Origin of the sequence: Albidovulum inexpectatum (genome assembly GCF_002927635.1) — a bacterium.
In the GTDB taxonomy this organism is placed as follows: domain Bacteria; phylum Pseudomonadota; class Alphaproteobacteria; order Rhodobacterales; family Rhodobacteraceae; genus Albidovulum; species Albidovulum inexpectatum.
Window position 1 is genome coordinate 262,691 of sequence record NZ_PRDS01000002.1, and the last position, 13,271, is coordinate 275,961.

At 62.7% G+C, this 13,271-nt stretch carries 14 protein-coding genes; 8 read left to right on the forward strand and 6 right to left on the reverse strand.

All coding sequences use genetic code 11. The features are described from left to right. Positions 1 to 63 precede the first annotated feature (63 nt). From LV82_RS04560 to grxD, 4 genes are all read left to right on the forward strand, one after another. Positions 64 to 969, forward strand: a complete 906-nt coding sequence (locus LV82_RS04560; RefSeq protein WP_104069530.1) for a LysR family transcriptional regulator — start codon at positions 64 to 66, stop codon at positions 967 to 969. Between the two features lie 469 nt (positions 970 to 1,438). After that, positions 1,439 to 3,604, forward strand: a complete 2,166-nt coding sequence (purL, locus tag LV82_RS04565) for a phosphoribosylformylglycinamidine synthase subunit PurL (RefSeq protein WP_104069531.1) — start codon at positions 1,439 to 1,441, stop codon at positions 3,602 to 3,604. Positions 3,605 to 3,704: 100 nt separating this feature from the next. Beyond that, on the forward strand, positions 3,705 to 3,947 hold the full coding sequence (locus tag LV82_RS04570) for a BolA family protein (RefSeq protein ID WP_104069532.1): 243 nt from the start codon (positions 3,705 to 3,707) through the stop codon (positions 3,945 to 3,947). Positions 3,948 to 4,002: 55 nt separating this feature from the next. Then, positions 4,003 to 4,365 (forward strand): Grx4 family monothiol glutaredoxin, encoded by a 363-nt coding sequence (grxD, locus tag LV82_RS04575; protein WP_104069533.1) that lies wholly within the window; start codon positions 4,003 to 4,005, stop codon positions 4,363 to 4,365. Between the two features lie 81 nt (positions 4,366 to 4,446). Here the strand turns inward: grxD and LV82_RS04580 are convergent, their stop codons facing one another. After that, the gene (locus LV82_RS04580) at positions 4,447 to 4,857 is read right to left on the reverse strand and encodes a cell division protein ZapA (RefSeq protein ID WP_104069534.1); all 411 of its coding nucleotides are present in this window, start codon (positions 4,855 to 4,857) and stop codon (positions 4,447 to 4,449) included. After that, positions 4,857 to 5,321, reverse strand: coding sequence for a hypothetical protein (locus LV82_RS04585; RefSeq protein ID WP_146065121.1), 465 nt, complete (start codon positions 5,319 to 5,321; stop codon positions 4,857 to 4,859). Before LV82_RS04585 ends, LV82_RS04580 begins: the two co-directional genes overlap by 1 nt. A gap of 210 nt (positions 5,322 to 5,531) precedes the next feature. Between LV82_RS04585 and tkt the strand changes: the two genes are divergently transcribed. Then, positions 5,532 to 7,550 carry a transketolase gene (gene tkt / locus LV82_RS04590; protein ID WP_104069536.1) on the forward strand — a complete coding sequence of 673 codons (2,019 nt, stop codon included), beginning with the start codon at positions 5,532 to 5,534 and terminating at the stop codon, positions 7,548 to 7,550. Between the two features lie 50 nt (positions 7,551 to 7,600). On the opposite strand, the gene LV82_RS04595 is transcribed toward tkt, so the two are convergent. Then, a complete protein-coding gene (locus LV82_RS04595; RefSeq protein WP_104069777.1) occupies positions 7,601 to 8,578 on the reverse strand; it encodes a DUF808 domain-containing protein in 978 nt (325 codons plus the stop codon). Positions 8,579 to 8,779: 201 nt separating this feature from the next. On the opposite strand from LV82_RS04595, the gene gap (LV82_RS04600) reads away from it, so the two are divergent. The 3 genes from gap (LV82_RS04600) to gap (LV82_RS04605) all read left to right on the forward strand — a co-directional run bounded on the left by gap (LV82_RS04600) (position 8,780) and on the right by gap (LV82_RS04605) (position 11,150). Then, a complete protein-coding gene (gap, locus tag LV82_RS04600; protein ID WP_104069537.1) occupies positions 8,780 to 9,781 on the forward strand; it encodes a type I glyceraldehyde-3-phosphate dehydrogenase in 1,002 nt (333 codons plus the stop codon). 24 nt (positions 9,782 to 9,805) lie between these two features. Further along, positions 9,806 to 9,949: a hypothetical protein gene (locus LV82_RS14855; protein WP_170063351.1), complete on the forward strand. Its 144-nt coding sequence runs from the start codon at positions 9,806 to 9,808 to the stop codon at positions 9,947 to 9,949. A 199-nt stretch (positions 9,950 to 10,148) separates the two neighbouring features. Next, complete coding sequence (gap, locus tag LV82_RS04605; RefSeq protein WP_104069779.1) at positions 10,149 to 11,150, forward strand: type I glyceraldehyde-3-phosphate dehydrogenase; 1,002 nt, start codon at positions 10,149 to 10,151, stop codon at positions 11,148 to 11,150. Between the two features lie 90 nt (positions 11,151 to 11,240). Here the strand turns inward: gap (LV82_RS04605) and coaD are convergent, their stop codons facing one another. From coaD to LV82_RS04620, 3 genes are all read right to left on the reverse strand, one after another. After that, positions 11,241 to 11,741 carry a pantetheine-phosphate adenylyltransferase gene (gene coaD / locus LV82_RS04610; protein ID WP_104069538.1) on the reverse strand — a complete coding sequence of 167 codons (501 nt, stop codon included), beginning with the start codon at positions 11,739 to 11,741 and terminating at the stop codon, positions 11,241 to 11,243. 75 nt (positions 11,742 to 11,816) lie between these two features. Further along, positions 11,817 to 12,251, reverse strand: a complete 435-nt coding sequence (locus LV82_RS04615; RefSeq protein ID WP_104069539.1) for a CBS domain-containing protein — start codon at positions 12,249 to 12,251, stop codon at positions 11,817 to 11,819. A 58-nt stretch (positions 12,252 to 12,309) separates the two neighbouring features. Then, the gene (locus tag LV82_RS04620) at positions 12,310 to 13,218 is read right to left on the reverse strand and encodes a LysR family transcriptional regulator (RefSeq protein ID WP_104069540.1); all 909 of its coding nucleotides are present in this window, start codon (positions 13,216 to 13,218) and stop codon (positions 12,310 to 12,312) included. Positions 13,219 to 13,271: the final 53 nt, after the last annotated feature.

Below are 13,271 nucleotides of genomic sequence, written 5' to 3' on the forward strand. Positions count from 1 at the left end.
TCTTTTGCGGGCAAAAGAATTCCGTCATAAAGCCCAGATGCAAAATCGACAGAAAGTGATCCTATGGATTGGGACAAGCTCAGGATATTTCATGCGGTCGCAAGCGCAGGCAGCCTGACCCATGCGGGCGACGTTCTGAACCTGTCGCAATCTGCCGTCAGCCGTCAGATTCGCGCGCTCGAGGAAAGCCTTAACACCACCCTGTTCCACCGCCATGCGCGGGGACTGATTCTCACCGAACAGGGCGAGTTGCTCTATGACGCGACCAGCGCCATGGTGAAACGGCTCGAGGCGGCCGAAGCGCGCATCCGGGACAGCGAAGACGAGGTCTATGGCGAACTGCGCGTCACCACGACGACCGCGTTCGGGGTTCTGTGGCTCGCACCGCGTCTGGGCAAGCTTTACGAGAAATACCCTGACCTGAAGATCGATCTGATGCTGGAAGAGCGCGTGCTGGATTTGCCCATGCGCGAAGCCGACGTCGCGATCCGCATGAAGGAACCCAGCCAGGCCGACCTGATCCGGCGTCGCCTGATGAATATCCGCATGCGGCTGTATGCGACGCGGTCCTATCTTGACAGGCACGGGACGCCCTCGTCGCTCGAGGATCTCGCCCAGCACCGGCTGATCAGCCAGAATCTCAAGGCACCGCAGGTCGCCGCCGGCGCCGCGCTGGTCCAGACCCTGCTTGCGCATGAGATCCGCCCCTGCCTGACGGTGAATTCCTATTACGGCGTGCTGCAATCTGTGCTCTCGGATCTGGGCATCGGGGTGCTTCCGCATTACCTGACGGCGGACTTCCCCGGCCTGGTCCGTGTCCTGCCCGAGATCGAATCCGGCGATGTGCCCGTGTTCCTCGCCTATCCCGAGGAACTGCGGCAATCCAAGCGCGTCTCTGTCTTCCGCGATTTCGTCACAAGCGAAATCGTCGCCTACCGGAATCGCCTGCAGGATGAAGTTCTGGCCTGACAGCCTGGTGAGGCATGCAGGCAACGCATGACGGGTTTGATGCAATTGCAGGGTGTTTTTTCTTGCCCCCGCGGCCCCCAGCACATAATTGAGGCGTCGAAGACGGCGATTGAGTTTGCTCTCGCCGACTTCTACCTCCCTGTTGGACTAAGGCCGAGCTTGTCTCGGCCTTTTTTTTGCCTGAACGACGTACTACAAAGACGCGGCCTGCCCTGTCAGCTATATTGAACGCCTGCAGCGGGTCGTCTCAAGCCGGGCGGCGAAATGCGCCGCTGGAATCGGCGCATGCCCCTTCACGCGGCACATGAAAGGGCCCACTGCCCGAATGCCGCGCATTTTGAGAATGGCCCGGACCGCCCAGACGCGACGGAGCTGCACGAACCCGCATGTCCTGGGCTTTTACTCTCTTTCCTCGCGCCCCCCTTGCCCGTAAAAGGCAGCGCAGGATGCCATGCCCCGGGGGAAACCGATGCAAGAACCGAAGATCACCGAGGACCTGATCGCCGCGCACGGGCTCAAGCCCGACGAATACCAGCGAATCCTCGAAATCCTGGGGCGCGAGCCGACCTTCACCGAACTTGGCATCTTCTCGGCCATGTGGAACGAGCATTGCTCCTACAAGTCGTCGAAGAAGTGGCTGCGCACCCTGCCGACCAAGGGGCCGCGCGTCATCTGCGGGCCGGGCGAGAATGCCGGCGTCGTGGATATCGGCGATGGCCAGGCGGTGGTCTTCAAGATGGAAAGCCACAACCACCCGTCGTATATCGAGCCCCATCAGGGCGCTGCCACCGGCGTCGGTGGCATCCTGCGCGACGTCTTTACCATGGGCGCGCGCCCCATTGCGGCAATGGACTCGCTTTCCTTCGGGATGCCCGACCACCCGAAGACCGCGCATCTGGTCAAGGGCGTGGTCGAAGGCATCGGCTCGTACGGCAACAGTTTCGGCGTGCCGAATGTCGGGGGCGAGGTACGCTTTCACCCGGCCTATAACGGCAATTGCCTGGTCAATGCGTTTGCGGCCGGCATCGCCGATGCAGACAAGATCTTTTATTCGGCTGCGTCCGGCGTGGGGATGCCGGTCGTCTATCTGGGCGCGAAAACGGGGCGCGACGGCGTGGGCGGCGCCACGATGGCAAGCGCCGAGTTCGACGACACGATCGAGGAAAAGCGCCCCACCGTGCAGGTCGGTGACCCCTTCACCGAAAAGCGCCTGCTCGAGGCCTGTCTTGAACTGATGGCCTCGGATGCCGTCATCTCGATCCAGGACATGGGCGCCGCGGGGCTGACCTGCTCGGCCGTCGAGATGGGCGACAAGGGCGGCCTTGGCATCCGACTGAATCTTGACCGGGTTCCGCAGCGCGAAACCGGCATGACCGCCTACGAGATGATGCTGTCGGAATCCCAGGAACGGATGCTGATGGTGCTGAAGCCCGAGAAGGAGGCCGAAGCCCGCGCGATCTTCGAGAAATGGGATCTCGACTTCGCCATCGTGGGCGAGACCATCGCCGAGGACAGGTTCATCATCATGCATGGCAACAAGGTGATGGCCGATCTGCCGCTTTCCAAACTGTCCTCGAACGCGCCTGAATACGACCGCCCCTGGGTCGAACCGCAGCCCCCCGCCCCGCTGGGAACGATCCCCGAAATCGACCCGATCGAGGCGCTTCGGCGGCTCATCGGCTCGCCCAATTACGCGCACAAGGGCTGGGTGTGGGAGCAATATGACACGATGGTCGGTGCCGACACGGTGCGCACCCCGGGTCTTGGCGCGGGCGTGGTTCGGGTCCACGGCACGAACAAGGCCCTGGCCTTCACGTCGGATGTCACGCCGCGCTATGTGCGTGCCAACCCATTCGAGGGCGGCAAGCAGGCCGTGGCCGAGGCCTGGCGCAACCTCACCGCGGTTGGCGCGCTGCCCCTTGCCGCGACCGACAACCTCAACTTCGGCAACCCCGAAAAGCCCGAAATCATGGGCCAGTTCGTCGGCGCGATCCGCGGCATCGGCGAGGCCTGCACGGCGCTCGAGATGCCGATCGTGTCGGGCAATGTCTCGCTTTACAACGAAACCGACGGACAGGCGATCCTGCCAACACCGACGATCGGCGCGGTCGGATTGCTGGAATCGCTTGACGACATGATTGCAGGCCTGCCGCAGGACGATGACATCGCTCTGGTCATCGGCGAAACGCGGGGGCATCTGGGACAATCCGCCCTGCTGTACGAGGCCTTCGGCCGCGAGGAAGGCGACGCGCCCCATGTCGATCTGGCCGCCGAACGGCGCAACGGGGACTTCCTGCGCGCAAATCGCAAGCTGGTGCGCGCCGCCACCGACCTTTCCGATGGCGGCCTTGGACTGGCCGCGTTCGAGATGGCCGAGGCCGCAGGCCTTGGCGTGACGCTCGACAGCGACGACATCGCTCATCTCTTCGGAGAGGATCAGGCCCGCTACCTCGTCGCCGTCGCACCAGCTGACCTGAATGCCCTGATGGCCGAGGCCGAAAAGGCCGGTGTTCCGCTCGCGCGCGTTGGCAGGTTTGGCGGAAATGCGGTGACGATGGGCCGCTCGTCAGCCCCCCTGAACGAACTGTCCCGGATCTACCGCACGGCTTTTAGGCAGGCGATCTTCGGCGCGTGATCCGGCGCGATGCGTGGTCGCGGGGTCTTTGCCCCGCGCCGCCTTGCACGCGCGCGGTCCAGCATCTATCTAGTCTTCAAAGACCGAAGGAGCCCAAGTCATGGCCATGCAAGCCGAGGAAATCGAAGCGCTGATCCGCGCGGCATTTCCCAATGCCCGCATCACGATCACCGACCTCGCAGGCGACGGCAATCACTACGCCGCCGAAGTCATCGATGAAAGCTTTCGCGGCATGAACCGGGTCCAGCAGCAGCGCGCCGTCTATGCCGCCCTGAAGGAAAAGATGGCCGGCAGCAATGGCGAGCTTCACGCGCTGGCCCTGACGACCAAGGCGCCGGACTGACCGTCACCTTGCCGCATTCCCGCGGGCCGCTGCCCGCCATCACAGGACGATCCCCATGACCGACGTCAAGACCCGCATCGAAGAAACCATCAAGTCCAATGACGTGGTGCTGTACATGAAGGGCACCAAGACGATGCCGCAATGCGGTTTTTCCAGCCGCGTCGCGGGTGTGCTGAACTACCTGGGCGTCGACTATGTCGATGTGAACGTCCTGGCGGACGAAGAGATCCGACAGGGCATCAAGGATTATTCCGACTGGCCGACCATCCCCCAGCTTTACGTCAAGGGAGAGTTCGTCGGCGGTTGCGACATCGTCACCGAGATGACGCTTTCGGGCGAGCTTGACGAACTGTTCGATGCAAAAGGCATTTCCTACAACAAGGAAGCCGCCGAACAGATCCGCGCCGCCAACAGCTGAACCCGAAATCGAAAGTTCAGACCGTTAAGGGTCCCCTCGCGGGGACCCTTTTCGCATCACGGCGGGGGCCAATCTCGCGGATCACGCGGGCGCCTGATCAGCGTCGCCCGATTTCTTTCCACGCGTCGCGATCCTGTCTGCCAGCGACTCGGCGCGCGCGGTGATTTCCTCGAAGCTGTCCACGACGATCTGGGGCACCACGGGCACCTCGACCGTTCGGGGATTGGCGCGCGCCTCCTCTGCCACTCGCTCGGCGGCGATCGCGCGCTCTTCGGCGCTGCGCAGCTGCTCCTCGAGCCCGGCAACCTTGTCCGCGACCATGAGAGCCGCCATCAAGAGCATTCGCGCCTCGGGCAGTCGGCCCATCTGCTCGGTCAGGTGCGACGCTTCGCGATCGACCATGCGCGCGGCCGTCAGCAGAAATTCCTCTTCGCCGTCCTGACAGGCGACCTGATAATCGCGTCCACCGATCGTGATCGTCATCTCGGGCATCAGGCGACCTCCTCGATCAAGGGCTTGAGCTCGGCAAGAATTGCCTCGATTTCGGCAATTTCGCTGCGCCGTGCGGCGCGCAGCGCTTCGTTTTCGGCGGCAAGAGCCGCGTCGATGGTCGTTCCGGCGGGCGCCGCGCCGGTCGTTGCGCGCACAAGCTCGCGATTGGCCTCGACAAGGGCCAGGTTGGCCTGTGTCTGGCGATGCAGTTCTTCGCCAAGACGGTCAAGCTGGTCGTTCAGGCGCGCGATCTTGTCCTCAAGACCCGAAATCAGACTGTCCTGCCGTTCGCGCAGCGTGCTCAGCTGTTGGGTCAGTTCCGCATTTCTGGTGCGCTCTTGCTCCAGTTCCGCCTCAAGGCGCGCAAGCGTTTCGGTTCCGCCACCGGCCCCACTTTCCACCGCGGCCTCGATACGCCCCAAGGCGGCCGAAAGCCGCGCCGCAAGTTCCGTCATGTCACTCATGCGTTCTGCCCCCGAATACCGCCCAAAGAATACGCAACCGTACCTGAAGCCGTCGCGAATCGGCAAATGAATGCCCCGGATGTCAGTCTAGCGCAGAGCCGAGCCAAAAATCCGCCCCTTTGCCACACCGCACGGTCCGGCACGCTTGATCTTGCTCTTCAGCCTGCTATCAAGCCACCGATCCTTGCTCAAGCCGAAAGGAAGCAGCCCGTGGACATCGCCACACTTCGCAAGAACCATCCCGACCACTGGATGAAGGCCTGCGCGATCCGGGCGCTGGCCATGGATGCCGTCCAGGCGGCGAATTCCGGTCATCCGGGCATGCCGATGGGCATGGCCGACGTCGCCACCGTCCTGTTCGAAAAGCATCTGAAATTCGACGCGGCCAACCCCGATTGGCCTGACCGCGACCGCTTCATCCTGTCGGCGGGCCATGGCTCGATGCTGCTTTACGCGCTGCTGTACCTGACCGGTTCGCCCGACATGACGATCGAGGAGATCCGCAATTTCCGTCAGTGGGGCTCGAAGACCGCGGGACATCCCGAATATGGTCACGCGAAGGGGATCGAGACCACGACCGGCCCTCTGGGTCAGGGGATTGCGAATGCGGTGGGATTCGCAATCGCCGAGGAAGCGATGCGTGCCCGCTTTGGCAAGAAGATCGTCGATCACCACACCTGGGTCATCGCGGGCGACGGGTGCCTGATGGAGGGCATCAGCCAGGAGGCCATCGGCCTTGCCGGCAAGCAGAAGCTGAACCGCCTGATCGTGCTGTGGGACAACAACAATATCTCGATCGACGGGCCGATCAGTCTGTCCGACGTGACGGACCAGCACAAGCGGTTCGAGGCTTCGGGCTGGAAGGTCCTGTCCTGCGACGGTCATGACCCGGTCGATATCGATCGCGCCATGACAGAGGCGAAGAAATCGGACCGTCCCGTCCTGATCGACTGCAAGACGCATATCGGCTTTGGCAGCCCCAACAAGCAGGACAAGGCCGCGGCGCATGGCTCGCCACTTGGCCCTGACGAAATCAAGGCAACCAAGGAAATCTATGGCTGGCCCTATGGCCCGTTCGAGATCCCGCAGGACATTCTGGACGCCTGGCGCGCCATCGGCCGACGCGGCGCGGCCGAACGCGAGGCCTGGGAGGCCCGTCTTGCCGCCCTGTCCTCGGCCCGCAGGAACGAATTCGAACGTCAGCTGACCGGGGCACCGCCGCGCAAGCTGGCCGCCACGATCCGCGCGCTGAAGAAACAGAATTCCGACGCCCAGCCCAAGGTCGCAACCCGCAAGGCCAGTGAAATGGTGCTGGAGGTCGTCAACCCGATCATGCCCGAAACGATCGGCGGCTCGGCCGACCTGACCGGATCGAACAACACCAGGACCGGCGATCTGGGCATCTTCGAACCCGAAAATCGCAAGGGTCGCTACATCCATTACGGCATTCGCGAACATGGCATGGCGGCGGCCATGAACGGCATGGCGCTGCATGGCGGTGTACGGCCCTATGGCGGCACGTTCCTGTGCTTTACCGATTATGCGCGCGGCGCGATGCGCCTTTCGGCGCTGATGGGCGTGCCGGTCGTTTATGTCATGACCCATGACTCGATCGGCCTGGGCGAGGATGGCCCAACCCACCAGCCGGTGGAGCATCTGGCCATGTGCCGCGCAACGCCGAACACCTGGACCTTCCGCCCCGCCGACCTGATCGAGACGGCCGAAGCCTGGGAGCTGGCGCTGACATCGCGGCGCACGCCGTCCGTTCTGGCCCTGAGCCGCCAGAACTTGCCGACCGTCCGGACCCAGCACACCAACCGCAACCTGACCGCCCAGGGCGCCTATATCCTGCGCGAGGCCGAGGGCAAGCGGCAGGCGATCCTTCTGGCCACGGGCTCGGAGGTCGAAATCGCGCTGAAGGCCCGTGACATCCTGCAGGCCGAAGGGATCGGCACGCGGGTTGTGTCCATGCCCTGCATGGAGCTCTTTGCCGAGCAGCCCGAAGCCTATCGCAAGAAGATCCTGCCCGCCGGGCCGGTGCGCGTGGCGGTCGAGGCCGCCGTCCGTCAGCCCTGGGATCGCTGGCTTCTGGGCGAGCGTGGGCGCGAGGCCAAGGCCGGCTTCGTGGGCATGGACGGTTTCGGCGCTTCGGCCCCGGCCGAACGCCTGTACAAGGAATTCGGGATCACGGCCGAGGCCGTCGCCGAAAAGGTCAAATCGCTCTTGTAAACGTCATCGCGGGCAGCACGCCCGCGCATGCCTTTCCCGGCGGTCGGTCTTCAATGATCGGCCGCTTCTTTCTTTCCCGTCACAAGCCGCGCGAGAGGCGCCAGAATCCTGGTCACGATCGGGATCAGAACCATCCCCAGGGTCAGACCGAACACGCCGTCCAACGTGGCGGTAACCGTCCATTCGACCGCGCCGCGCAGCCCTTCGCCCACGCCATGGCCTACGGCGACGGCAAGGTGATGGATCGTGTCATAAAGCATTGGCCAACCCAGAACATCCATCCCGTGCAGGATGATAGACCCGCCGACCCACAGCATCGCCGCCGTTCCGACTGTGGACAGGAAAGCCATCAGCATGGGCATGAACTTGACAAGGCCCTTGCCCAGGGCCCGCCCCGCACCGGTGCGCGCCGTCGCGGCCATGTACAGCCCGATATCATCCATCTTCACGATCAATGCGACCGACCCGTAAACCAGGATGGTGATACCGATCGCGACGATTGCCAGCGTAAGCGCCTCCATCCACAGCGCGCCTTCCGGAATGGCCGCCAGGGCGATCGTCATGATCTCGGCCGAGAGGATGAAATCCGTCTTGATGGCGCCGCGCACACGGGTTTCTTCCAGATGCGCGAGATCGCCCACGGCAAAGTCCATCTCGACCTGGCGGTCCGCATGTGGGAACAGATTGTGAAACAGCTTTTCAGCTCCCTCGAAGCACAGATAGGCCCCACCCAACATCAGGAGCGGAGTCACGATCCAGGGCATGAACGCATTCAAAAGCAGCGCAACGGGCAGAAGGATCACCAGCTTGTTGAACAGCGAGCCCTTGGTGATCTTCCAGATGATCGGCAGCTCACGTTTTGCCTCGAACCCATGAACGTATCTCGGCGTAACGGCGGCGTCGTCGATAAGCACCCCCGCGGTCTTCGAGCCTGCCTTTGCCGCCATTCCTGCGACGTCGTCCACGCTTGACGCGGCGACTTTCGCAATCGCCGCGACGTCGTCCAGAAGTGCCAGAAGTCCGCTCATTTCGTCCTCATCCCGATGCGCCACCGTGATGCGCAACGTAAACAAGCTGCAGGTTCAGGCAAGGCCGCAAACCCCACGCTCGACCAAGATGTTAACGCCACCATTCCGTGTTTACGCTAACATATTGATTGATAGTCTTTTTTTAACTTGAAAGCTCTGATATCGGGCGCGTCATACCGCGCATTCAGCAGGAGTTGGACCATGACCGTGACAATCGGTATCAACGGATTCGGGCGCATCGGGCGCTGCACCTTGGCCCATATCGCCGAAGCCGGCCGTAACGACGTTCAGGTAGTGAAGATCAACGCCACCGGCCCGATCGAAACCAATGCCCACCTGTTGAAATACGATTCGGTCCACGGGCGATTTCAGGGACAGATCCGGGTGTCGGGCAACACGCTGGATCTCGGGCGAGGACCGATCGAGGTCATGTCCACCTACAACCCCGAAGAGCTGGACTGGGGCGGTGTCGATGTCGTTCTGGAATGCACGGGCAAGTTCAACGACCGCGACAAGGCGGCCGTGCACCTGACGCGCGGCGCGAAGCGGGTCCTGGTGTCGGCGCCTGCGCGCAACGCAGACAAGACGATCGTCTATGGCGTCAACCACCGCGAGCTTCAGCCCGACCATCTGGTCGTGTCGAACGGGTCTTGCACGACAAACTGCCTTGCGCCCCTGGCAAAGGTTCTCAACGACGCGATCGGAATCGAGTCCGGCGTGATGACGACGATCCATTCCTATACCGGGGACCAGCCGACACTGGATCGCCGCCACAAGGACCTGTATCGCGCGCGCGCCGCGGCAATGGCGATGATCCCGACCTCGACCGGCGCGGCCAAGGCCATCGGCGAGGTCCTGCCCGAACTTGCCGGCAAGCTGGACGGGACCGCCATTCGCGTTCCCACGCCCAATGTCTCGGCCGTCGATCTCACCTTCCAGGCGAAGAAATCCGTTACCGTGGCCGAGGTCAACGAGATCGTGCGCGAGGCCGCTGCGGGTTACATGGGCATGGTTCTGGCCTATGACCCGGAACCGAAGGTGTCGATCGACTTCAATCACACGCCCTATTCGTCTATCTTCGCGCCGGACCAGACCAAGGTCGTGGGCCGGACGGTCCGGGTTCTGGCCTGGTATGACAACGAATGGGGCTTCTCCTGCCGAATGGCCGACGTGGCCGCAGCGATGGGGCGGCTCCTTCAATAGGGAGAGAAGGGCCCTGCCCCGCCCATGACAAACAGAATCGCCATTGGCCTTTTCCTTGTCGTGATACTGGCCCTTCTGGTCGATTACCTCTGGCTGGATTTCGCCGCCGCGCTTTTTGTTGCGCGGCGGTTGGTCATGCTTGTCGAAATGCTCGCCTTCTGGCGTTAGAGCGTGTCTCGTCCACGCGCGTTCACCGGATCCGCTTTGACCCTTTGCGCTCGCATGTCCTATTGCGAAACACCGTGAACCACATTTGAGCGGCCGGAGCTGCGCTGTTACTATGGTGTTGACCTTTTGGCGCAATCGTTCATGTTAGCGCCAACAGAACCACCCCGCCGGGTGGCAGTCAGCCATGGAGGATCAGCGCATGACCGTCAATGTAGCCATCAACGGCTTTGGACGCATCGGTCGGAACGTTCTGCGGGCCATCATCGAATCCGGCCGCACCGATATCGAGGTCGTGGCCATCAACGATCTTGGCCCGGTCGAAACCAATGCCCATTTGCTTCGCTTTGACAGCGTGCATGGCCGTTTCCCAGCCGAGGTCAAGACCGGCGATGACTGGATAGATGTCGGTCGTGGCCCGATCAAGGTCACTGCCATCCGCAATCCGGCCGAACTTCCATGGAAGCATATCGACGTCGTGATGGAATGCACCGGCATCTTCACCGATCGTGAGAAGGCTGCCGTTCACCTGGAGAATGGCGCCAGCCGGGTGCTGGTCTCGGCGCCGTCCAAGGGCGCGGACAAGACGATCGTCTTTGGCGTGAACCATGACACCCTGACCAAGGACGATCTGGTCGTTTCCAACGCCTCGTGCACGACGAACTGCCTGGCCCCGGTCGCCAAGGTGCTGAACGACGCCATCGGCATCACGCGCGGTTTCATGACCACGATCCATTCCTACACGGGCGACCAGCCGACGCTGGACACCTATCACAAGGATCTCTACCGCGCGCGTGCAGCGGCTTTGTCGATGATTCCCACCTCGACCGGCGCCGCGCGTGCAGTGGGGCTGGTCCTGCCCGAGCTGAACGGCAAGCTGGACGGTGTCGCGATCCGCGTTCCCACGCCGAACGTGTCCGTGGTTGATCTGACCTTCGAGGCGTCCCGCGACACGACGGTGGAAGAAATCAACGAAGCCATCCGCGCCGCCGCGGACGGGCCGCTGAAGGGCATCCTGGGCTATACCGAATTCAAGAATGTCTCGTCCGACTTCAACCATGACCCACGCTCGTCGATCTTCCACATGGATCAGACCAAGGTCATGGATGGCCGCCTGTGCCGCGTCCTGTCGTGGTATGACAACGAATGGGGCTTCTCGAACCGCATGAGCGACACGGCCGTCGCCCTGGGCAAGCTTATCTGAACCCGGAACCAGAGAACAGACTGAAAGCCGGCCCCGGGATCGCCCCGGGGCCGGCTTTCTGTTTCAAACCACCTTGCGGGAACGGCCGGCTCAGTCCCCTGTGGCGAAACGGCGCTGAAGCGCCTCGCGCACCCAGGGCGTGACGAATGACGACACATCGCCACCCAGACGCGCGATTTCCTTGACCAGACGCGAAGCAATGGCCTGACGCCGCGCATCGGCCATCAGGAACACCGTCTCGATCGAGGAATCCATCGCGCGGTTCATGCCGACCATCTGGAATTCGTATTCGAAATCGGCGACCGCGCGCAGGCCACGCACGATGACGGTCGCGCCGACATCGCGGGCACAGTCGATGAGCAGGTTCTCGAACGGATGGACCAGGATCTCTCCGCCCGTACGCCGGGTGATTTCTGCGCATTCGCGTTCGACCATGGCGACCCGCTCTTCCAGGCTGAACAGCGGGTTCTTGTCGCGATTGATCGCCACGCCGATGACCAGCCGATCCACCAGCGCCATCGCGCGTTCGATGATATCGCTGTGACCCAGAGTGATCGGGTCGAACGTGCCGGGATACAGGCCGATGCGCATGGAATCTGTCCGCTCTGTGATCGTGTTTCCGCGGCACGCAACAATATTGCGCGGCCAATTGCAAGCCCGGCCGGATCAGTTTCCCATGATCATGCCGGCCAGCGCATCCTTTTCCATCTTCAATTCGGCCAGACGCGCGGCAACGACGTCACCGATCGAGATGATGCCGATCATCTGCCCATCCTCGATCACCGGCATGTGGCGGAAGCGCCCGGCCGTCATCTGCTCCAGCACGCCATCTGCCTGGTCCGCCGGGCTGCAGGTGACGATGTTCTTTGTCATCAGTACATCGACGGAATCGTTCAGACAGCCCGAGCCACGCCGGCCCAGTTCGCGCACGATGTCGCGTTCCGACAGGATGCCGATCGGCGTCTTGCCATCCGCGGACACCACCACCGCACCGATGCGCCGCTCTGCCAGAAGGCGTGCCGCCTCGGAGATCGACGTTCCCGGCTGGACGGTGATCACGGCCTGCTTCGGCTTGGACTGAAGAATCTGACGCACCAGCATGGAAAACTCCCGTAATTATGCGGCCTTGGTCAAAGCGTCGCGCCTTGGTGCCAATCTGTCAAGCCAAGCCTTCAAGCCGCGCGACTTCGCGACGGATCCCTTGGGCAAGAAGCTCGGCAAAACGGTTGAACCGTTCGACCCGCCGATCGTCCGGATGCCGGATAAGATAGAATGACCGGCGCAGGGACACCTGATCGGGAAGGATCCTGACCAGATCGGGCGCGGCGGGCAGCGCGAAGTCATGCACGACGGCCACGCCCGCGCCCGTCCGCACCCAGTTGAACTGGACCGAGACCGAATTCGAGGCCATCTGGACCGATTCCATGCCCACTTCGGACTGGTAATCCAGCTCCGGGTCGAAAATCATGTCGCGGATATAACCGATGGTCCGGTGATGACGCAGGTCGCCGACTGACCGGATCGGTGGGTGCCGGTCCAGATAGCTGCGCGCCGCCGCCAGCGAAAGCCGGTAATCCGTCAGTTTCTGAACGATCAGGTGGCCCGCCGCGGGCGGGCTGACGGCAATCGCCATGTCGGCCTCGCGCTTGGACAGGTTGAATACCCGAGGCAGGGCGACGATCTGCACTTCCAGCCCCGGATGTTCGTCGCAGATGCCCGCCACAACCTGTGGCAAAAGGAAATTCGCACAGCCATCCGGAGCCCCGACCCGGATCTGACCCGAAAGGCCAGTATCACTGGCCCCAAGATCATGCATGGCCTGGGCCACGGCCTCTTCCGCGCGCATTGCATGGGCCAGAAGCTGCTGACCCGCCGAGGTCAAACCATAGCCCTGCGACGACCGCAGGAAGAGCCGTACGCCCATTGCCGTTTCCAGCCGAGCGATCCGACGGCCGACGGTGGCCGGGTCCAGGCCAAGAATACGGCCCGCACCCGAAAGGCTTTCGCCCCGGGCAACCGCAAGGAAGATCCGCAGGTCGTCCCAATCCGTCTTTTGTTCGGCCGACATTGAACCTTTGCAATCCTGCAAAACCGATTTGGGAAAGTTCCTCTTCCTGCGAC